This window comes from Klebsiella sp. 141162 (assembly GCF_050600755.1).
Classification (GTDB): Bacteria; Pseudomonadota; Gammaproteobacteria; order Enterobacterales; family Enterobacteriaceae; genus Klebsiella; species Klebsiella aerogenes.
This window is the reverse complement of record NZ_JAQIRI010000014.1, coordinates 57,982-77,803: the sequence shown is the minus strand read 5'-3', so window position 1 is coordinate 77,803 and position 19,822 is coordinate 57,982. Positions and strand designations below refer to the sequence as shown.

Annotated in this window: 20 protein-coding genes and 1 pseudogene; 5 read left to right on the top strand and 16 right to left on the bottom strand. The window is 55.8% G+C overall.

The window, feature by feature from the left end:
• Positions 1-9: 9 nt before the first annotated feature.
• Positions 10-711, bottom strand: coding sequence for an NAD(P)H-flavin reductase (fre, locus tag PGR23_RS23640; RefSeq protein ID WP_008807928.1), 702 nt, complete (start codon positions 709-711; stop codon positions 10-12).
• Positions 712-766: 55 nt separating this feature from the next.
• Positions 767-2,236 carry a 4-hydroxy-3-polyprenylbenzoate decarboxylase gene (gene ubiD / locus PGR23_RS23635; RefSeq protein ID WP_047066639.1) on the bottom strand — a complete coding sequence of 490 codons (1,470 nt, stop codon included), beginning with the start codon at positions 2,234-2,236 and terminating at the stop codon, positions 767-769.
• 177 nt (positions 2,237-2,413) lie between these two features.
• Between ubiD and rfaH the strand changes: the two genes are divergently transcribed.
• Entirely contained in the window at positions 2,414-2,902 is a 489-nt protein-coding gene (rfaH, locus tag PGR23_RS23630) for a transcription/translation regulatory transformer protein RfaH (protein WP_047045723.1), read from the top strand.
• An 8-nt stretch (positions 2,903-2,910) separates the two neighbouring features.
• On the opposite strand, the gene tatD is transcribed toward rfaH, so the two are convergent.
• The 9 genes from tatD to udp form a co-directional block, all read right to left on the bottom strand.
• Complete coding sequence (gene tatD, locus PGR23_RS23625) at positions 2,911-3,705, bottom strand: 3'-5' ssDNA/RNA exonuclease TatD (RefSeq protein WP_396280064.1); 795 nt, start codon at positions 3,703-3,705, stop codon at positions 2,911-2,913.
• Positions 3,706-3,737: 32 nt separating this feature from the next.
• Complete coding sequence (gene tatC / locus PGR23_RS23620) at positions 3,738-4,511, bottom strand: Sec-independent protein translocase subunit TatC (protein WP_015368842.1); 774 nt, start codon at positions 4,509-4,511, stop codon at positions 3,738-3,740.
• Positions 4,512-4,514: 3 nt separating this feature from the next.
• Positions 4,515-5,051, bottom strand: coding sequence for a Sec-independent protein translocase protein TatB (gene tatB, locus PGR23_RS23615; protein WP_320483021.1), 537 nt, complete (start codon positions 5,049-5,051; stop codon positions 4,515-4,517).
• 3 nt (positions 5,052-5,054) lie between these two features.
• On the bottom strand, positions 5,055-5,306 hold the full coding sequence (tatA, locus tag PGR23_RS23610) for a Sec-independent protein translocase subunit TatA (RefSeq protein ID WP_015368844.1): 252 nt from the start codon (positions 5,304-5,306) through the stop codon (positions 5,055-5,057).
• 131 nt (positions 5,307-5,437) lie between these two features.
• The gene (gene ubiB, locus PGR23_RS23605; protein ID WP_015368845.1) at positions 5,438-7,078 is read right to left on the bottom strand and encodes a ubiquinone biosynthesis regulatory protein kinase UbiB; all 1,641 of its coding nucleotides are present in this window, start codon (positions 7,076-7,078) and stop codon (positions 5,438-5,440) included.
• The gene (gene ubiJ / locus PGR23_RS23600) at positions 7,075-7,680 is read right to left on the bottom strand and encodes a ubiquinone biosynthesis protein UbiJ (protein ID WP_045395607.1); all 606 of its coding nucleotides are present in this window, start codon (positions 7,678-7,680) and stop codon (positions 7,075-7,077) included. The genes ubiB and ubiJ overlap by 4 nt, the downstream gene beginning before the upstream one ends.
• Before the next feature lie 13 nt (positions 7,681-7,693).
• On the bottom strand, positions 7,694-8,449 hold the full coding sequence (gene ubiE, locus PGR23_RS23595; protein ID WP_045395605.1) for a bifunctional demethylmenaquinone methyltransferase/2-methoxy-6-polyprenyl-1,4-benzoquinol methylase UbiE: 756 nt from the start codon (positions 8,447-8,449) through the stop codon (positions 7,694-7,696).
• Between the two features lie 70 nt (positions 8,450-8,519).
• Entirely contained in the window at positions 8,520-9,968 is a 1,449-nt protein-coding gene (gene rmuC / locus PGR23_RS23590) for a DNA recombination protein RmuC (RefSeq protein WP_396280065.1), read from the bottom strand.
• 137 nt (positions 9,969-10,105) lie between these two features.
• Positions 10,106-10,867 (bottom strand): uridine phosphorylase, encoded by a 762-nt coding sequence (gene udp / locus PGR23_RS23585; protein ID WP_004181652.1) that lies wholly within the window; start codon positions 10,865-10,867, stop codon positions 10,106-10,108.
• A gap of 266 nt (positions 10,868-11,133) precedes the next feature.
• Between udp and PGR23_RS23580 the strand changes: the two genes are divergently transcribed.
• Positions 11,134-11,946, top strand: coding sequence for a dienelactone hydrolase family protein (locus PGR23_RS23580; protein WP_045395602.1), 813 nt, complete (start codon positions 11,134-11,136; stop codon positions 11,944-11,946).
• Positions 11,947-12,005: 59 nt separating this feature from the next.
• Here the strand turns inward: PGR23_RS23580 and metE are convergent, their stop codons facing one another.
• Positions 12,006-14,270: a 5-methyltetrahydropteroyltriglutamate--homocysteine S-methyltransferase gene (gene metE, locus PGR23_RS23575; protein WP_396280066.1), complete on the bottom strand. Its 2,265-nt coding sequence runs from the start codon at positions 14,268-14,270 to the stop codon at positions 12,006-12,008.
• Between the two features lie 220 nt (positions 14,271-14,490).
• Here metE and metR point away from each other — a divergent pair, with 220 nt between their 5' ends.
• Entirely contained in the window at positions 14,491-15,444 is a 954-nt protein-coding gene (gene metR / locus PGR23_RS23570) for an HTH-type transcriptional regulator MetR (RefSeq protein WP_396280067.1), read from the top strand.
• Here metR and PGR23_RS23565 read toward each other — a convergent pair.
• From PGR23_RS23565 to pldB, 3 genes are all read right to left on the bottom strand, one after another.
• Entirely contained in the window at positions 15,332-16,231 is a 900-nt protein-coding gene (locus tag PGR23_RS23565) for a carboxylate/amino acid/amine transporter (RefSeq protein ID WP_396280123.1), read from the bottom strand. The genes metR and PGR23_RS23565 overlap by 113 nt on opposite strands.
• An 88-nt stretch (positions 16,232-16,319) precedes the next feature.
• The gene (gene yigL, locus PGR23_RS23560; protein WP_015368853.1) at positions 16,320-17,120 is read right to left on the bottom strand and encodes a sugar/pyridoxal phosphate phosphatase YigL; all 801 of its coding nucleotides are present in this window, start codon (positions 17,118-17,120) and stop codon (positions 16,320-16,322) included.
• Between the two features lie 44 nt (positions 17,121-17,164).
• Positions 17,165-18,157: a lysophospholipase L2 gene (gene pldB, locus PGR23_RS23555; RefSeq protein ID WP_045395594.1), complete on the bottom strand. Its 993-nt coding sequence runs from the start codon at positions 18,155-18,157 to the stop codon at positions 17,165-17,167.
• A 109-nt stretch (positions 18,158-18,266) separates the two neighbouring features.
• Between pldB and rhtB the strand changes: the two genes are divergently transcribed.
• Positions 18,267-18,887 (top strand): homoserine/homoserine lactone efflux protein, encoded by a 621-nt coding sequence (rhtB, locus tag PGR23_RS23550; RefSeq protein WP_015368855.1) that lies wholly within the window; start codon positions 18,267-18,269, stop codon positions 18,885-18,887.
• Between the two features lies 1 nt (position 18,888).
• Positions 18,889-19,128 (top strand): annotated as a pseudogene (locus PGR23_RS23545) (ISNCY family transposase); the annotation flags it as partial.
• A 47-nt stretch (positions 19,129-19,175) separates the two neighbouring features.
• On the opposite strand, the gene rhtC reads toward PGR23_RS23545, so the two are convergent.
• Positions 19,176-19,796 (bottom strand): threonine export protein RhtC, encoded by a 621-nt coding sequence (gene rhtC, locus PGR23_RS23540; RefSeq protein WP_045395590.1) that lies wholly within the window; start codon positions 19,794-19,796, stop codon positions 19,176-19,178.
• Positions 19,797-19,822 lie beyond the last annotated feature (26 nt).

Genomic DNA, 19,822 nt, shown 5'->3' with positions numbered 1-19,822 from the left:
TTTTTATTTTCAGATAAAGGCAAACGCATCGCCAAACAGGCGGTCTTCGCGCGCGCCGCGTTCATTACAGAACAGGTCGCGGGCAATCTTGGCCATCTCAAAGCGACCGGCAATGTAAATATCATGCTCGGCCAGCGTACCGTAATCCTGCAGCACCGCAGTCAGTACCGTACCGGAACGGCCGCGCCATCCTTCTTCCGGCTGCTCGACCACCGGCTCGATGCGCAGATTCGGATGCTTGATGCTTAACGCTTCTAGCTCGGCCAGATCGTACAGATGTTTAGCCTCGCGGCCGCCCCAATAAATGGCGATATCGCGATCCGGGTTACGCGCCAGCGCGGTTAACAGAATAGAACGCACATAAGAGAATCCGGTACCACCGGCGATCAGAATCAGCGGACGATCTTCGTCATCGCGCAGCCACGCTTCGCCATGCGGAATATCAACCTCAATTTCACGCTCTTTCAGAATGCGATCCATCACCGCCATCGCATACAGATTGAGTTCAGAAGCACCGATATGCAGCTCGATAAACTCATGCTCTGACGGCGTGGAAGCCATAGAAAACGGACGCTTGTCGCGCTCGTCCATCACCACCATCAGATACTGGCCGGCGCGGAAAGAGAATGCCGCTTCCGGTACTAATCGAACGCGATACACGGTATCGGTAATCGCCTCCACCGAGGTCACTTTACAGCTTAAGGTTGTCATGCGTCCCCTCTGTCGGGTCTATAGAGCAAAACAGCGGCGTTAGCCCCGCTTACTGTTATTTAAAGATGGCCAGTTCATCCCAGATGGCGTCGATGCGCGCCGTCACCTCAGGATCTTTTTTGATTGGACGACCCCATTCACGCTGGGTTTCGCCAGGCCATTTATTTGTGGCATCCAGCCCCATTTTTGAACCCAGGCCGGAAACCGGCGAGGCAAAATCCAGATAATCTATTGGCGTATTTTCTACCAGTACCGTATCACGAGCCGGGTCCATACGGGTAGTAATCGCCCAAATCACGTCGTTCCAGTCGCGCGCGTTCACGTCATCGTCGCAAACAATCACGAACTTGGTATACATGAACTGGCGCAGGAACGACCAGACGCCCATCATCACGCGCTTGGCATGACCGGCGTACTGTTTTTTCATGGTGACCACCGCCAGGCGATAGGAACATCCTTCCGGCGGCAGATAGAAGTCGACGATTTCCGGGAACTGCTTTTGCAGAATCGGCACAAAGACTTCGTTCAGCGCCACGCCCAGCACCGCGGGTTCATCCGGCGGGCGACCGGTATAGGTCGAATGATAAATCGCGTCTTCGCGCTGGGTAATATGGGTCACCGTAAATACCGGGAAGCTGTCCACTTCATTGTAGTAGCCGGTATGATCGCCGTACGGCCCTTCCGGCGCCATCTCGCCGGCCTCAATATAGCCTTCAAGCACAATTTCCGCGCTAGCCGGCACTTCAAGGTCATTGGAAACGCACTTCACCACTTCGGTCTTGGTGCCGCGCAGCAGGCCTGCGAAAGCATATTCCGACAGGGTATCGGGCACCGGCGTCACCGCGCCCAGAATGGTCGCCGGATCGGCGCCAAGCGCCACGGATACCGGGAAACGCTCGCCGGGATGCGCCGCGCACCACTCCTGGAAATCCAGGGCGCCGCCGCGGTGGGACAACCACCGCATGATGAGTTTATTTTTGCCGATCAGCTGCTGGCGATAAATACCCAGATTTTGCCGCTCTTTATGCGGGCCTCGGGTCACCGTCAGCCCCCAGGTAATCAACGGCGCGGCATCTTCCGGCCAGCAGGTCATAATCGGTATTTTGTTGAGATCGACGTCATCGCCCTGGATGATTTTTTGCTGACAAGGCGCGCCGCGCAGACGTTTGGTCGGCATATTCAGCACTTGCTTGAACTGCGGCAGCTTATCAAACAGATCGCGGAAGCCTTTTGGCGGCTCCGGCTCTTTCAGAAAGGCCAATAGCTTCCCGACTTCCCGTAGCGAACTGACGTCTTCCTGGCCCATCCCCAGCGCCACGCGGCGCGGCGTGCCAAACAGGTTGCACAGCACCGGCATTGAGTAGCCTTTCGGGTTTTCAAACAGCAGCGCCGGGCCGCCAGCACGCAAAGTGCGGTCGGCAATTTCGGTAATTTCCAGGTGCGGGTCGACCGGCAGGGCTATCCGTTTTAGCTCGCCCTGCTGCTCAAGTAATGTCAGAAAGTCGCGTAGATCGTGGTATTTCATGGAGTTATTATTGACCTCTATACTAGCGGCTGATTATACGATTTTCGCCGCAACGATGCTGTACTTTTGTTAAATAAGCGTAAATGAACAGGCTATTTACGCTTTCGCTTATAATGGTTTTCGCGATTGTTCCGGGCTTTTGTTATGCTTGCAGGTAGTAAAGCGGAAAGAGTCATTATGCAAGCCTGGTACTTACTTTATTGCAAACGTGGGCAGCTTCAGCGCGCCCAGGAACACCTTGAACGTCAGGCAGTCAATTGCCTGATGCCGACGATCGCGCTGGAAAAAATCATCCGTGGTAAACGTACTACGGTCAGCGAGCCCCTGTTCCCAAACTATCTGTTCGTCGAATTCGACCCCGAGGTTATCCATACCACCACCATCAGCGCCACCCGCGGAGTGAACAGTTTCGTCCGTTTTGGCGCCCAACCGGCAGTGGTGCCTTCAGACGTGATTCACCAGCTTTCCATCTATAAACCGGAAGGCATTACCGACCCGGAAACGCCTCATGAAGGCGACAGCGTGTTAATCACCGACGGCGCTTTTGAAGGACTGCAGGCTATCTTCACCGAGCCCGACGGCGAAGCACGCTCCATGCTGCTCCTCAATCTGTTGAATAAACAGGTCCTGCAAAGCGTTAAAAATACCGACTTCTATAAAATCTGACGGCGCGGTTAAAAGCGCACGCCAAACAGCTTCCTGACGTTCGCATCCGTAACCTCCTCCAGCCATTGCGCTTCCTCGCCTCGCCAGCCCGCTACGCTTGCCAGAATATGCGGCAGATAAGCGGGCTCGTTGCGCCGCGAGGAGGGCTTCGGCTTCATGTCGCGCGGCAACAGATATGGCGCGTCGGTCTCCAGCAGCAAACGTTCCGCCGGGATCGCCGGCAACAGTTCGCGAAGCTCCAGTCCCCGCCGCTCATCGCACACCCAACCGGTGATACCGATAAATAAACCTCTATCAAGACACTGAAGCACTTCCGCGCGGCTACCGGTAAAGCAGTGCAACACGGCGCCGGGTAGTTTATTGAGCCACGGCTCCAGCAGCGCAAGGAACCGTTCATGGGCGTCGCGGCAGTGTAAAAATACCGGCATTGAGAGCTCGGCCGCCAGCGCCAGTTGGGCGCTGAACGCCTTCTCTTGCTCCTGCGGCGTTGAGAAATTACGGTTGAAATCAAGACCGCATTCGCCAATCGCCGCCACCTGCGGCTGGCGGGCCAGCGCGTGGATTTCTTCGGCCACCGACTCCGTCCAGGTGCTGCTATCGTGCGGATGTACACCCGCGGTAGACCAGCAGTTGGCGTAACGGCCAGCCATCTGCTGCGCCTGCTGGCTTTCATGCAGATTGGTGCCGGTCAGCAACAGCCCCTGGACACCCGCCGCCTGCGCGCGCGCAACCACCTCGTCGTGATCGCGGGAAAACTGCGAGCTGGTCAGATTTACGCCAATATCAAACATCATAACTCCCATATGACAACCGCCCTGACGGGCGGTTGGCGTTGTTACTCTTCTTTGCTCTCCGCCTCTTCGGCGGCGGCATCTTCGTCACGCGTCAGGCGTTTCCCGGTGTAGAAACGGGCAAAGAACACCCCGACTTCAAACAGGCAATACATGGGGATGGCCAACAGCGTTTGCGAGAACACATCCGGCGGCGTCAGCAGCATACCGACCACGAAGGCGCCCACCAGCACGTAGGGCCGTTTTTTACGTAAATCTTCCGGCGTCGTGACGCCCATCCAGCAGAGCAGGACGATGGCGACCGGCACTTCAAACGACACGCCGAAAGCCATAAACAGCGCCATGACAAAATCGAGGTAGCTACGGATATCGGTCGAAACTAATACCCCTTCCGGCGCGGCGTGGGTCAGGAAGCCAAATGCCAGCGGGAACACGACGAAATAAGCGAAAGCCATACCGATATAGAACAGCAGCGTACTGGAAACCAGCAGCGGCATGACCAGCCGACGTTCATGCTTATACAACGCTGGCGCGACGAACGCCCATACCTGATAAAGAATGACCGGTACCGACAGGATCACCGAGACCATAAAGGTCAGTTTGATCGGCGTGAAGAAAGGAGAAGCGACATCGGTGGCGATCATCGTCGCGCCTACCGGCATTTTGCTGATAAGCGGAGCGGATACCAGTTGATAGATATCATTGGCGAAGTAAACCAACGCCAGGAAGATCACCAGGATGGCAATAATGCTGTTGAGCAGGCGCTTACGCAGCTCAATCAGATGAGAAATTAACGGTTGAGTCTCGTCTACGCCCATTTTTTACGCTTTATCACTCGATGCGGGGGAAGAATCTGGCACTGCCGCGGCGGCTTTTTCCTTAGTTGCCGGGGCTTCAGCCGACGAAGCGGATAACTCATCGACAACGGGTTCCGGCGCATGTGCCGGAGCGCTGACCTGGTGTTCCGCCGTCGCCGGCGTGACATCCTGGCGCTGCGCTTCGCTACCTTTGACGACCGGATTATGAATGGTGTTCGCTTCGTCGCTGGCCTTTTCAGGATCGTGGGCGGTATAGGAACGCTTCATGGATTCAGCCGCTTCGCGCAGTTCATCCATCGAGGCTTTGAGCTCCGGAGTCAGATTATCCAGGCTGGCCTTTTCCACCTTCTTCAGGCTCTCCTGAAACTCCTGCAGTTTTAGCTCCTGGGCAAGCTCATTTTGTACGGTGGTCGCCAGCGAGCGCAACGTACGGATCCAGCTGGCCACCGTTTTGACGGCGACAGGTAGTCGCTGTGGCCCCAATACGATGAGGCCAATCACGAACACCAGCAATAGTTCACTAAAACCGATATCGAACACGAATTACACCTGCTCTTTGTCGTGGCGTTTTGTCTCGTCTTTTTTCGCATCATCTTGTTTATCAGCGATAGTTTTCGCTGCAAAATCTGCATCGGCTGAGGACTTATCAGATTTTTCGTCATCGCTCATCGCTTTTTTAAAGCCCTTGATCGATGCGCCTAAATCCGAACCCAGCGAGCTCAGCTTCTTCGTCCCGAAAAGCAGAACTACGATGACGACAACAATTAACAACTGCCAAATACTGATACCACCCATACACGTTCCCCTATGACAGATGATGAATGATGAGAGCGCATTATACACGTCATCCGGTGAGACGCCTCTTTGTCAGGCCGCTCACATGACTTCGCGCAAGAATCAATGCGCCAGAATAAACGCGAAACCTGTTAGCGCGTTTTTCGCCAACCAATAAGCCAGGTTACGACGCCGCCGGCCATCAGCCAGCCAGGCATCATGCCCCACTCCGGGCGGTGGATAAATAACAGCGTACCGCTTAAAAGCAAAACGGCACCTATACCAAACAGATAACGGGACTGCCCCTGGCGCACGTGGCGCACCTGGAAGTCGCGCACGATGGTATCGACGCTGGTCTGTAGCTGTTTGCTCTGCTGCAGGCTTTGGTACACCAGCTCAGGAATTTCCGGCATTCGTTCAATCCAGAACGGCGCTTTTTCTTTAAACGCACGCACCAGCGCGGGAATACCGACCTGATCCTTAATCCACGACTCGAGAAAAGGCTTCGCCGTTTTCCACAAGTCTAACTGAGGATAGAGCTGACGACCTACCCCTTCTACGTAAAGTAATGTCTTCTGAAGCAAAACCAGCTGCGGCTGGACTTCCATGTTGAAACGCCGCGCGGTATTAAACAGATTCAGCAATACGTGGCCGAAGGAGATTTCCGCCAGCGGCTTTTCAAAGATGGGCTCGCACACGGTGCGAATCGCAAACTCAAACTCTTCAACGTTGGTGTCAGGCGGCACCCAGCCGGAATCGACGTGCAGCTCGGCAACCTTACGATAATCACGGTTGAAGAAAGCAATAAAGTTTTCCGCCAGATAACGCTTATCGTCTTTGTTCAGCGAGCCGACGATACCGCAGTCGATACCGATATATTGCGGGTCATGCGGATGATCGTAGCTAACGAAAATATTACCCGGATGCATATCCGCATGGAAAAAGCTGTCGCGGAACACCTGGGTAAAGAAGACCTGCACCCCACGCTCCGCCAGCAACTGCATGTTGGTGCCCTGGGCTTCCAGCGCGGCGACATCGGAAACCGGAATACCGTAGATCCGCTCCATCACCATCATGCCTTCGCTACAGTAATCGGAATAGACTTCCGGCACGTATAGCATTGGGCTGTCTTCGAAATTGCGCCGTAGCTGAATAGCATTAGCCGACTCGCGTAGAAGGTTCAGCTCGTCCATCAGCGTTTTTTCATATTCGCGGACGACTTCCTGCGGACGCAGACGGCGGCCATCCGGCAGCAGACGAGGCACCCAGCGCGCCAGGCGGTAGATTAATTTCATGTCCGCTTTGATCACCGGCAGGATATCCGGGCGGATGACCTTGATGACAACCTCTTTGCCGTTGTCTTTCAGACGCGCGGTATGGACCTGAGCGATAGAGGCGGAGGCAAGCGGCTCAATGGCGAAATCATCGAACCAGGCTTCAATGGGCAGCCCGCCCATCGCTTGTTCGATCTGTTGTTTTGCCAATTTGCCATCGAAAGGCGCGACGCGATCTTGCAGCAGCGCCAGCTGATCGGCGATTTGCGGCGGGAACAGGTCGCGGCGGGTGGAGAGCATCTGGCCGAACTTAATCCACACCGGGCCCAGCTCCTGCAGCGCCAGGCGTAAGCGTTGACCCAGCGGTTTATCTTTGTGGCGATTCGGCATCCAGAACAACATTCGCCGCCAGATGCGCAGCGGCAACGTGATACGCATTTTGGGAATGAGCTCATCAAGCCCGTAACTCAAAAAGGTGCGGATGATAAAATACAGGCGCCGTAATTCTCCTGGCGTCATTTGCCCTCCAGCGTTTCCAGCCGTTTTTCCAGTGCGGCCAGCGCGCGTTCCACGGCGGCGGATTCTTCAGCAAACCAGGCCATCTCTAACGGGCCCGGCGCCAGTCGCCACTCTTCGGTAATCGCTTCAGCGACGTAGCGCTGCTGGCTTTGCGCGCCCTGCAGCAGGAAGCGCGCGCCGCCGCGAAGTACCTTGCCAACCCCTTCAGCGACGATATCGCCGGTATACGGCGCCAGTAGCTCTGCCGGATCGAACTCCGCCAGATCGCAAAGCGCGACCATGTTCTGCACAACCTGCAGGTCGCCCTGCACTTCCAGATCGCCGCTGCGAATCAGCGCGGTCAACTGCTGGCGGTTACGCAGCTGCGGCAGCACGCTCAGGCGGGTAATTACGGTACAGTCAGCTTCGCCTTCCCATGCGCCGAGCACGTCGATTTGCTGCTCGCTATAGGCCAGCACGACAGGCGCCGACAGCTCTTTGAGCTCTACGCGCAGCACTTTCCCCAGCAGGCGTTGACGCGCCGGTTTAAGCGCGCGGTCGCGCCAGAGAAAAGTATTAAGAACCGTTTCGATGCCAGCGGTAACCAGTGGTGCGAAAGGCATAGCGTCCCTCCTGTCAGAACTTATAGCCGCGGTGTAGCGCGACAATACCTGCCGTCAGGTTGTAGTAGTCGACGCTTTCAAAACCCGCCTCCTGCATCATGCCTTTCAGGGTCTCCTGATCGGGATGCATGCGGATGGATTCCGCCAGATAGCGATAGCTTTCCGCATCGTTTGCCACCAGTTCGCCGACTTTCGGCAGCACGTGGAAGGAGTAAGCGTCGTAGGCTTTGCTCAGTGGTTCGAGAATCGGTTTGGAGAACTCCAGAACCAGCAAACGTCCGCCCGGTTTCAGCACGCGGTACATTGAACGCAGCGCTTTGTCTTTATCGGTAACGTTACGCAGGCCAAAGGAGATGGTGATGCAGTCAAAGGTGTTATCCGCAAACGGCAGCGCTTCGGCGTTGGCCTGAACGTATTCGACGTTACCGACAATACCGATGTTACGCAGTTTTTCGCGGCCCATTTTGAGCATCGAATCGTTGATATCGGCGAGCATCACGCGACCGGTTTCGCCCACCAGACGGGAAAACTTCGCCGTCAGGTCGCCGGTACCGCCCGCTAAGTCCAGCACGGTTTGCCCACGACGCACGCCGCTGCAGTCGATGGTGAAGCGCTTCCACAAGCGATGAATCCCGAACGACATTAAGTCGTTCATCACATCATATTTTGCAGCGACAGAATGGAATACATGCGCCACCATGTCCGCCTTCTGCTCTTTGGCTACCGTTTGAAAGCCAAAATGCGTCGTTTCTTGTGAATCCTCAACCATCTCTATGCCCGCTTACTTATCAAGAAAATGTTCAGCGAGTGTAACAGATTCAGGCCATTTCCCATACGTTTCAGCTTGGCCTGACGTGCTCGTTTACTCTCGCTGTAGACGCGGAATCGGCGCTAAACACATCTTCCTGCGGTGAATTTTCATCTTCCTCAAGGCGGTATTCGTCATCCTGCGCCGTGGCCTGCTCGACTAAATCAGGATTAATCCCGCGCTTAACCTCGACCCCCAGGCCACGGAATGACTCGGCCTGTACCAGCAGATTGCCGCGCCCCGAGGCGAGCTTTTTCATCGCCTGGCGATAGTTATCCTGCGCTTTATCAAGGCTTTGGCCGATGGCCGACATATCGTCGACAAACAGCCGCATCTTGTCGTACAGGCGCCCGGCGCGCTCGGCGATTTTCTGCGCGTTACGGCTTTGATGCTCATAGCGCCACAAATTAGCGATAGTGCGCAGCGCCACCAGCAGGGTTGTTGGGCTAACAAGCATAATATTGTTCTTCAGCGCCTCGCTGATAAGCTCAGGCTGACGGTCGATAGCCAGCAGGAACGCCGGCTCGACGGGGATAAACATCAATACATAGTCGAGCGAACGTAACCCCGGCAGCTGTTGATAATCTTTGCGGCCCAGCAGGCGAATATGGTTACGTACCGAGGCAATATGCTCCTGTAGCGCCGCTTCGCGGGTGTAATCATCCTCAGCGTTGAAATAACGCTCATAGGCGACCAGAGTCATTTTGGCGTCGATAACCACGTCTTTGCCCTGCGGCAGGCGCACGATAACGTCCGGCTGCATCCGCGAGCGGTTATCGGTTTCGATGCTGACCTGTGTTTGATACTCATAGCCTTCGCGCAGGCCGGAGGCCTCCAGCACGCGGGTTAGCACCACTTCTCCCCAGTTGCCCTGGGTTTTGTTATCGCCCTTCAGCGCTTTCGTCAGGTTCAACGCCTCTTGCGCCATCTGTGCGTTCAGCTGTTGCAGGTTGCGGATTTCGTGCGCCAGCGTGTGGCGCTCACGCGCCTCCTGGCCGAAGCTGTCCTGCACCTGGCGACGAAAGCCGTCGAGCTGTTCCCGCAGCGGCGTCAGCAGGCCATGCAGGCTCTGGCGGTTTTGTTCATCAACCCGGCGGTTGCTGTGTTCGAATATGCGGTTCGCCAGGTTTTCAAATTGCTCGCTCAGGCGCTGCTCGCTGTTGACCATCTGGCGGATTTTATCTTCGGCGTGCAGCTGCGTGGATTCCAGACGAGTGGTCACTTCCCGCAGGTCGGCCTCCAGCGAGGTGTTGATATCACGCAGGCTGCGCAGCTCGTTGTTGAGAAGTTCGCACTCATCGCGCCAGTGCGATTCCTGCACCAGCTGCTGACGTGCGGCGCTAAGTTCGATATCCAGCTCGCGGCGCTCTTCAATGAGATCGGCACGGATTTGATCGGCGCGGGCTTTTGTCGCCAGCCAGCCAACGACTAACCCTGCCGCCAGCGCCACCACGGCGCTTATCACAATAGAGATATCCACAACGCCTCCCCGGCAACCACTTACGACACAAAATAGAATTGTGCTGTACAAACGTCCAGTTGAAAAGGATTTTCCTGCGAGGCGCTACGCAAAAAAGAAAGGCCGGAGGGTCCGGCCTTGCGAGAAAAAGTGAAGAACTACAGCAGGCGGCGCGCCGCTTCCACAACGATTTTCACCGCGTGGCTTTCGGTTTGCTTCATGGTTTCGGCGTTAGGGATCTCTTGCTGGGTACGGTTGACGATAACCCCTGCCACCATCCCGGCGCGCAGGCCCTGGCTGGCGCACATGGTCAGCAGCGTAGCGGATTCCATTTCATAGTTCATGACGCCCATTGCCTGCCACTCTTCCATCGAGCCTTTGAAGCGGCTCACGACACGGCCGGAGAAGGTGTCGTAACGCTCCTGGCCTGGATAGAAGGTATCAGAGGAGGCAGTTACACCGATATGGGTGGTCGCACCAATTGATTTCGCCGCTTCCACCAGCGCGGTGGTGCAGGCGAAGTCAGCAACGGCCGGAAACTCCATCGGCGCAAAGTGCAGGCTGGCGCCGTCCAGACGGACAGAACCGGTCGTCACCAGCACATCACCAACGTTGATGTGCGGCTGAATCGCCCCGGTGGTGCCGATACGCAGGAAGGTACGAACTCCCAGCTGCGCCAGCTCTTCCACGGCGATAGAGGTCGACGGGCCGCCGATACCGGTGGAGCAAACAATCACCGGTTTGCCATCCAGCTCAGCGCGCCAGGAGGTAAATTCACGATGTGATGCCAGCTTAACCGGCTTATCCATCAGCGCGGCGATCTTTTCCACACGCTCCGGATCGCCAGGGACGATAGCCAGCGTAGCCCCTTGTAAATCGTTCTTAGTGAGGCCGAGATGAAAAACATCAGACTTGGACATAAAAAACTCCTCTGTGGGTCGAAGTATCAGCAGAAGCAAAAGGGTACTTTACAGAAGCCACTCGCTTATTTTTGTGATGATGGTCACCATGCATAACAATGATTGCATTTGTTTTTCAACAAATAGTGATTTACATCACATTAACAAGTTATATTCACGGTCATAGAACAAAAGATAGCCGCTTTCAGGCACTGTGCTTTATTACCGCCCGAACTAAAGGGTCTATAGTTAGTGTTGCGCTAATAAATAAGGGTACGGAGAATACCATGACCACCACCAAGCAACCTGGATTCGCACCTGCAGCCTCGCCGCACGCCTCTACCGCCGTCCATACGTCGGATGAGCAGATTGTCGCCGGAGAAACCTCGATCCCATCGCAGGGCGAGAATATGCCAGCCTATCACGCCCGCCCGAAAAACGCCGACGGCCCGCTGCCGATCGTTATCGTGGTGCAGGAGATTTTCGGCGTACATGAACATATTCGCGATCTGTGCCGCCGCCTGGCGCAGGAAGGCTATCTGGCGATTGCGCCAGAACTCTACTTCCGCCAGGGCGATCCGAATGAGTACAACGATATCCCTACCCTGTTCAAAGAACTGGTCACTAAGGTGCCGGACGCACAGGTGCTGGCGGATCTCGACCACGTCGCCAGTTGGGCGGCGCGCCACGGCGGCGATGCCCATCGTCTGCTGATCACCGGTTTTTGCTGGGGCGGGCGCATTACCTGGCTGTATGCCGCGCATAACCCGCAGTTGAAGGCAGGCGTCGCCTGGTATGGCAAACTGGTGGGAGAAAAATCGCTGAATTCGCCAAAACACCCGGTGGATATCGCGGTCGATCTCAACGCGCCGGTACTTGGCCTGTACGGCGCTAAAGACGCCAGTATTCCGCAGGATACCGTCGAGACCATGCGCCAGGCGCTGCGGGCGGCAAATGCGAACGCCGAGATCGTGGTCTATCCCGAGGCCGATCACGCCTTTAACGCCGACTATCGCGCCAGCTATCACGAAGAGTCAGCCAAAGACGGCTGGCAGCGGATGCTGGCCTGGTTTGCTCAATATGGCGGTAAAAAAGGGTAACTCGCCTGATACATGAAAAGAGGAGGCCGTGGCCTCCTCTGTTGTTTTCCGCGTATCTATCAGGCTGATTCGCGCAGATTTTGCGCCGCTTGCACCATGTTCGCCAGCGCGGCGCGGGTTTCCGGCCAGCCGCGGGTTTTCAGGCCGCAGTCCGGATTAACCCACAAGCGCTCCGCCGGGATACGCTGCGCGGCTTTCTCCAGCAACCCTTCAATCCACTCCACGCTCGGTACGTTTGGCGAGTGGATATCATAAACGCCCGGGCCGATTTCGTTTGGATATTCAAACTCTTCAAACGATTCCAGCAGTTCCATGTCGGAACGCGAGGTTTCAATGGTGATGACGTCGGCATCCAGCGCGGCGATAGAATCCATGATGTCATTGAACTCGCAATAACACATGTGGGTATGAATCTGGGTGTCATCCTTAGCAACCGCGGCGTTGATGCGGAAAGCTTCTACGCCCCACTGTAAATAAGCATCCCAATCGCTGCGCTTCAGCGGCAGACCTTCGCGCAGTGCCGGTTCATCGATCTGGATAATACCGATACCGGCCGCCTCCAGATCCGCCACTTCATCGCGCAGCGCCAGCGCAATCTGCTTCGCGATAGTTTCACGGCTGACATCCTCGCGCGGGAAGGACCAGCACAGAATGGTTACCGGACCGGTCAACATGCCTTTGACCGGCTTGTCGGTAAGAGACTGCGCATACTTCGCCCATTCGACGGTGATCGCTTGCGGACGGCTGACATCGCCGATAACCACCGGCGGCTTCACGCAGCGAGAGCCATAGCTTTGCACCCAACCGTTTTGCGTGAAGATGAAACCGTCCAGATGCTCACCGAAATACTCCACCATGTCGTTTCGCTCGGCTTCTCCGTGCACCAGCACGTCTAAACCCAGACGTTCTTGTTCGACGATCGCCTGCTTAATATGTTCGGCAATACCCGTCCGATAATGGCTGGCGTCAAGATTGCCCTTTTTGAAGTCCAGACGTAGGGTACGAATTTCGGTTGTCTGCGGGAATGAACCGATCGTCGTCGTCGGCCATGCTGGCAGGTTAAAGCGTTTGCGCTGCGCCTGTGCGCGCTCGGCATAAGGGCTGGTGCGCTGGCTGTCCTGAGCAGTGATTGCCGCCAGCCGTTTTTCCACTGCCGCGTTGTGTACGCGAGTCGAATGGCGACGAGCCTGAATTGGCGCGCTCCACGCCTCGATCGCCGTCGTATCACCGCTGTTCAGCGCGTCGCGCAGCAGCGCCAGTTCGCCACACTTCTGCAGGGCGAAAGCAAACCAACTTTTTACTTCGGCATCAAGACGGGTCTCTACGCTCAGATCGATCGGGCTATGCAGCAAGGAGCAGGAAGAGGCGACCCATAGTTCACGTTGACCGACAAACGACTTAATTTGCGCATATTTTTCCGTGAGATCGGCGCGCCAGACGTTACGACCATTGATCAGCCCGGCGGATAACAGCCAGTCGGCCGGCAGGCGTTTATGTAGTTCAGCCACCTCATCTTTGCCGTGCACCAGATCGACGTGTAGCCCCTGTACCGGCAGCGCGGTGATAACATCAAGGTTGTCGGTGATCCCTTCAAAATAGGTAGTCAGCAGTAGTTTTACCTGCCCCTGCAGGGCTTCATAAGCCGGTTTAAAGGCATCCAGCCATGCTTGCGGCAGCTCCAGAACCAGCGCCGGTTCATCAATCTGCACCCACTCAATGCCGCGTTTCGCCAGCTCGCCCAGTACCTGCTGGTAAACCGGAAGGATATCGTTCAACAGGCTTAAACGATCAAACTGTTCGCCTTTTACTTTGCCCAGCCACAGATAGGTTACCGGCCCCAGCAGTACAGGCTTAATCTTGTGGCCCAGCGCCAGCGCTTCGTCCACTTCATCCAGCAGCTGGGTCCAGCTCAGCTTGAACTGTTGGCCCTGGACAAATTCCGGCACCATGTAGTGATAGTTGGTGTTGAACCACTTGGTCATTTCCGCGGCGGCAGCGGGTTCACCGGTCGGCGCGCGGCCGCGACCAATGCGGAACAGGGTATCGATATCGACGGTGCCGTCTTTGTTCTGATGACGAGCCGGCACGTTGCCCAGCAGCAGGCTGGTGGTCAGAACATGGTCGTACCAGGCAAAATCGCCCACCGGCAGCAGATCAATGCCCGCCTGTTTCTGCTGCTTCCAGTGACGAGCGCGCAGCTCGCGACCTACCGCCAGCAGCTCTTCACGCGTGGCGTTGCCCGCCCAGTAGCTCTCTTGCGCTTTTTTCAGCTCGCGGCGAAGGCCAACGCGAGGAAAACCGAGGGTGTGATTAATAATGGTCATGTGTTCTTCCTCTAATTAATTATTAATCCAAAGGATTTTGTATTCAGGGAAGGCGGCAAGTTTGCTCATCCCCAAGTGACTGGGGTGAGCGAACGCAGCCAACGCACCATAAATTCAAAAGACGAAGGATTTTAGCCATCCAGATGTTTACACATCCATAATGTAAAGGTACTGTATATTCCTCAAGCGCAAATTATTCATGCCGAAGTGAAGGACATTCATGATCGAGATTAAACACCTGAAAACGCTACAGGCGTTGCGGAACAGCGGTTCGCTGGCGGGCGCGGCGGCAGCCCTGCACCAAACCCAGTCGGCCCTGTCCCACCAGTTTAGCGATCTGGAACAGCGCCTTGGCTTCCGTTTATTTGTGCGTAAAAGCCAGCCGCTGCGCTTTACGCCGCAAGGGGAAATTCTGCTGCAGTTAGCCAATCAGGTGCTGCCGCAAATCGCTCGCGCGCTACAGGATTGCAATGAACCACAGCAAACCCGTCTGCGGCTGGCGATTGAGTGCCATAGCTGCATTCAGTGGCTCACCCCGGCGCTGGAAAGCTTCCGCGCCCGCTGGCCGCTGGTGGAAGTTGATTTTCAGTCCGGCGTCACTTTTGACCCGCAGCCAGCCCTGCAGCAGGGCGAACTCGATCTGGTGATGACCTCAGATATTTTGCCGCGTAGCGGCCTGCACTATTCACCGATGTTTGATTATGAAGTTCGTCTGGTGTTAGCTCCGGAACATCCACTGGCGGCGAAAACGCGCATCTCGCCGGAAGATCTGGCTGCGGAAACGTTACTGATTTATCCGGTACAGCGCGGGCGACTGGATATCTGGCGCCACTTCCTGCAACCGGCGGGGATCAGCCCGCAGTTGAAAAGCGTCGATAACACGCTGCTGCTGATTCAGATGGTCGCCGCGCGAATGGGTATTGCCGCCCTGCCGCACTGGGTGGTGGAAAGTTTTGAACGCCAGGGTTTGATTGTCACCAAAACCCTGGGAGAAGGACTGTGGAGCCGGCTGTACGCCGCGGTGCGCGATGGCGAACAACGCCAGTCGGTAACAGAAGCGTTTATTCGCTCAGCGCGGAATCACGCTTGCGATCATCTGCCGTTTGTACGGAGTGCGGAGCGACCCAGCGGCGATGGACCCATAGCGAAGCCAGGATTACCAGCGCGCCAATGATAAAGCTCGGCCAGTGAGGCTGTTCCTGCCAGATAGCGAGATTAACCAACAGCCCGGCGGGGACGTGAACGTTATTCATGATCCCCAACGTACCGGCATCCACCTGCGTTGCGCCGTAGTTCCACATGAAGTAACCCAACCCGGAAGCGACCACGCCAAGCCATACCAGAACCCCCCACTGCAGACCGGTAGTCGGCAACCTCTGCGGATTGCCCAGCATAAACCACGCCGCTACCGCCACGATAAAGGCGCCGGCATAGAACCAGGCAAAGGCATTGTGTTGCGGCATTGGACGGACTTCCATCAGACGCTTGTAGCCCACCATACCGATGGCGAAACAGATATTCGACAGCTGCACCAGCAATAGCCCGGTCCAGAAGTGATCGCTGACTTTGTCATAGCGGATGATCGCCGCCCCTAACACCGCCAGCGCCGCGCTAAGCAGATAGCCCCAGCGTAGTTTACGGCCGCTGATCAGATCGTAAATCAGAGTGATATACAGCGGGGTAAAGACCGTAAACAACAGAAATTCGGAGACTGTCAGATAGAGATAGGCGCGGAAAGCCAGCAAATACATAATCCCAAGCTGCATCGCCCCTACCAACATGTAGAGCACGATGGTACGCGGAGACTGGCCGCGCGTACGCAGGAAAGGCAGGAACACCAGCGCTGCCAGGCCCACGCGCATCAGCACGGAAAAATAGCTATCGACGCTACCGGCAAGGTATTCGCCAATCAGGCTAAACGAAAAGGCCCACAGGATAGTGGTGATAATTAATAGCGCCACAATGGTCGTCTCATTGAATAAAGAACAGGCATTGTAGCGGAGAGAGAGGTTGACGACTGACCAGTTATTAGCCAATCGTCAATCTTTATCAATCGAGGTACAGCTTGCGCAGGTAATGCGGTACAGCATCATCGGCGTTGCTGCCGATCACTTCCAGCTCCGGATGCAAGTCCTTCAACCGCTGATGGGCGTTCGCCATGATGCAGCCTTTACCGGCCATCGACAGCATCTCGGCGTCGTTCATGCCGTCGCCAAAGGCGATACACTCTTTGAGGCTGTAGCCAAGCATTTTCGCGACGGCCTCCAGCGCATGCCCTTTCGATACACCGCCGGCCATCACTTCAAGGCAGGTCAACGTGGAGAAACTCACATTCACGCGGTCGCCCCAGCGCGCGTTGATAGCCTGCTCAAGCGGCAGCAAATGTTCATGATCTTCACAGGTGAAGAAAACTTTGCTGATGCCATCCGCATCCAGCTCGCCCGGTTCATAAAGCTTGTAGTTGAACACCGCCTCTTTGAAGAAGCGCATCTCTTCCGGGCGATGGCGATTCATAAACCATTCATCTTCACGATAGACGTTGGTCACAATCTTCACATCGTTACGCACCATCTCAAACAGATCGCTGGCGATATCGCGGTCGAGGTTATGGGCGAAGATTTGTTTTCCTTCGCTATCGTGTACGCGGGCGCCGTTAGAGGTGATCATGTACGACTTAATGCCGAGATTATCGCGGATCTGTCCCACATCGATATAGTGGCGACCAGTGGCGAAAACGAAATTTATCCCGCGCGCGGTGAGTAGCTTCAGCGTTTCTTTGGCATAGGGAGTGAGGAAATGGTCGGGGGAAAGCAGCGTGCCATCTAAATCAGACGCAACAACCTGGTACATAAAAAATTTAACCTCTAAGCAGGGCGACGAGATCTATCGTCGGATTAAGTATGTCGATTGAAAAAATCGACGATGGCATTTAGCGCGACTGAGCGCATAGCGTCCTTTTCAAAAAGGATCTCGTGATATGCCCCTTCAATAACGAGCGGCTTATCGCCTTCACAAGGGTGTCCGGCAGCGGAACGGAGTTCGCAATAGCGGTCGTGCATCAGGTTATCGACCACCCTTTCATCCTCGGCCTGAATCAATAGCGTCGGAGTCGTATCTTTCTCGACGCCAGCCAATATCTCTTCACCGGCCAGAATACCTTCGCGCACCCAGTGATAGGTCGGCCCGCCGACGCGCAGCCGCGGATCGTCGGCATAAAAACGCAGATTACGACGATAGCGCTGACGGCTATGAGTCAATACATTGAGCGAAAACGGCAGCGCCCGCCAGCGGCCCGTACCGATGGCATACTCTTCACGAATACGCTGATGGCCCTCAGCCCAGTCGAGAATATGGCGCACCATCCAGTCCGGCAGGCGCATGATGATGCCAAACATTGGCGCGCATAAGGCAATGGCGTCGCAATGCTGCCGGTGACGCTGCAAGAACAGCGTGGCAATGGCGCCGCCCATCGAGTGGGCGAGAATAAAACGTTTACGCCAGTGGCCGGGCACCACTTCCTGCTGCCAAAGCGCAGCCAGATCGTCAACATAATCGCTAAAGCGCACAACATGACCGCGGTGGGTATCAGACAGCAACCTACCGGAGCGCCCCTGACCGCGGTGATCGATAATCATTACGTCAAAGCCGCTGTGGAAGAGATCGTAGGCTAGTTCGGCGTACTTCACGTAGCTTTCGATGCGGCCGGGGCAAATAACTACCAGCCGGTCATTATTTGCGGCGCAAAAGCGCACAAAGCGTACCGGAACCTTATCGACGCCCGTAAATTCAGCTTCTTCCCGCTGATGCCAAAAATCCGTCAGCGGCCCCATGGTAAAGGCCGCAAACGCGTTTTCTCGTGTGTCCCAGTCCTTTTGCTGCCCAAACATCGGGTTTACACCCCTGTTAACCGCTGAAAATCGTTTTTTTGTCGCACATCACACAATGCTGATGCAATAGCGTATTGTGGCATAAAAATAGACAATCAGGGAGATTCTCATGACCTTCGAGTGGTGGTTCGCTTATCTGCTGACATCAATCATTCTCAGCCTGTCGCCGGGTTCCGGCGCGATTAATACCATGACCACATCCATCAACCACGGCTATCGCGGCGCGGCAGCCTCTATTGCCGGCCTGCAAACCGGATTGGCCATTCATATCGTGCTGGTTGGCGTCGGTCTGGGCACGCTCTTCTCACGCTCGGTACTGGCATTTGAAGTGTTGAAATGGGCGGGCGCGGCTTATCTTATCTGGCTGGGGATCCAGCAATGGCGGGCGGCGGGTTCAATCGATCTGAATACGCTGGCGCGCACTCAAAGCCGCGGTAAGCTCTATAAACGCGCGGTGTTCGTCAATCTGACCAACCCCAAAAGTATCGTCTTCCTCGCCGCGCTGTTTCCCCAGTTCATCGTCCCGCATCAGCCGCAGGTGATGCAGTACCTGGTACTTGGCGTCACCACCATTGTGGTCGATATCATTGTGATGATCGGTTACGCGACGCTGGCGCAGCGCATTGCGGCCTGGATTAAAGGTCCGAAGCAGATGAAGGCGCTGAATAAAGTGTTTGGTTCGCTGTTTATGCTGGTGGGAGCGCTGCTCGCTTCCGCCCGTCATGCCTGAATATAAGCTGGCACAGCGTGTGCCGCAGCATGGAGGAATGCTAATGACTCTGGCAGAAACGTGGCTCGCAGAAGGCAGAGAGAAAGGCATTAAAGAAGGCATTAAAGAAGGCATCAAAGAAGGAAAACTACAGGCCCTTTTACAGGTCGCCGCAGCGATGCTCAATCGCGGCATTGATGACGATGCGATCCTGGAAATGACCGGTTTGACCAGCGATGAGCTACAGCGTCTTCGTCACTAATATCAACCCCACCCGGCAACAAACCGGGCGGGGAATCGCATAACACGTTAACGCGAAATAATCAGATGGATGCCGAAACCGGCAAACAGGGTTCCCGCGATGCCGTCTATCCACTTTGCCATCCGCTGATAGCCGCGGCGCATTTGCGGCAGTGCGAACAGGCTGGCCACGATGGTGAACCACGCCAGCGTTTCAAGAACGATCAGCAGGAAAATCCCCCAGCGCGCGCCGGCGCCAATGTTATCGCCAACGAACAGCGAGAAGACCGAACCAAAGTAGATAATCGCTTTCGGGTTGGCGAGGTTAGTCAGCAGGCCCTTCAGGAAACTGCGCCCGCTACGCGCCAGCTCAACCTGCGGTTCCGCCGCGACAACGTCGGTTTTCTTCAACGCGCCGCGCAGCATTTGATAGCCCATCCAGCACAGATAGAGACCGCCGCCGACCATAATCAGCGTATGCAGCCAGGCCATTTTCTCGATAATCAGATGCAAGCCGAGCAGCGCCACGCCAGCCCAGACCATCACGCCGCCGGTGATCCCCAGCACGCCCATCATCGCCTCTTTGCGCGAACGGCTCACCGCGGTTTGCGAAACGAAGAAAAAATCCGGCCCCGGGCTCATTAGCGCAATGATGTGCACCAGCGCCACGGTGAGAAAAAGCATCAACATGTTTAACTCGCAGGGAAATAGTGAAG

Bases quoted from the DNA above. Each gene is read 5' to 3' on its own strand.
- rhtC (WP_045395590.1), bottom strand. From the start codon at position 19,796: ATGTTGATGCTTTTTCTCACCGTGGCGCTGGTGCACATCATTGCGCTA.
- metE (WP_396280066.1), bottom strand. From the start codon at position 14,270: ATGACCATTATTAATCACACCCTCGGTTTTCCTCGCGTTGGCCTTCGC.
- tatC (WP_015368842.1), bottom strand. From the start codon at position 4,511: ATGGGCGTAGACGAGACTCAACCGTTAATTTCTCATCTGATTGAGCTG.
- rhtB (WP_015368855.1), top strand. From the start codon at position 18,267: ATGACCTTCGAGTGGTGGTTCGCTTATCTGCTGACATCAATCATTCTC.
- yigL (WP_015368853.1), bottom strand. From the start codon at position 17,120: ATGTACCAGGTTGTTGCGTCTGATTTAGATGGCACGCTGCTTTCCCCC.
- rfaH (WP_047045723.1), top strand. From the start codon at position 2,414: ATGCAAGCCTGGTACTTACTTTATTGCAAACGTGGGCAGCTTCAGCGC.
- ubiJ (WP_045395607.1), bottom strand. From the start codon at position 7,680: ATGCCTTTCGCACCACTGGTTACCGCTGGCATCGAAACGGTTCTTAAT.
- PGR23_RS23580 (WP_045395602.1), top strand. From the start codon at position 11,134: ATGACCACCACCAAGCAACCTGGATTCGCACCTGCAGCCTCGCCGCAC.
- ubiE (WP_045395605.1), bottom strand. From the start codon at position 8,449: ATGGTTGAGGATTCACAAGAAACGACGCATTTTGGCTTTCAAACGGTA.
- tatA (WP_015368844.1), bottom strand. From the start codon at position 5,306: ATGGGTGGTATCAGTATTTGGCAGTTGTTAATTGTTGTCGTCATCGTA.
- ubiB (WP_015368845.1), bottom strand. From the start codon at position 7,078: ATGACGCCAGGAGAATTACGGCGCCTGTATTTTATCATCCGCACCTTT.
- udp (WP_004181652.1), bottom strand. From the start codon at position 10,867: ATGTCCAAGTCTGATGTTTTTCATCTCGGCCTCACTAAGAACGATTTA.
- ubiD (WP_047066639.1), bottom strand. From the start codon at position 2,236: ATGAAATACCACGATCTACGCGACTTTCTGACATTACTTGAGCAGCAG.
- metR (WP_396280067.1), top strand. From the start codon at position 14,491: ATGATCGAGATTAAACACCTGAAAACGCTACAGGCGTTGCGGAACAGC.
- pldB (WP_045395594.1), bottom strand. From the start codon at position 18,157: ATGTTTGGGCAGCAAAAGGACTGGGACACACGAGAAAACGCGTTTGCG.
- fre (WP_008807928.1), bottom strand. From the start codon at position 711: ATGACAACCTTAAGCTGTAAAGTGACCTCGGTGGAGGCGATTACCGAT.
- tatD (WP_396280064.1), bottom strand. From the start codon at position 3,705: ATGGGAGTTATGATGTTTGATATTGGCGTAAATCTGACCAGCTCGCAG.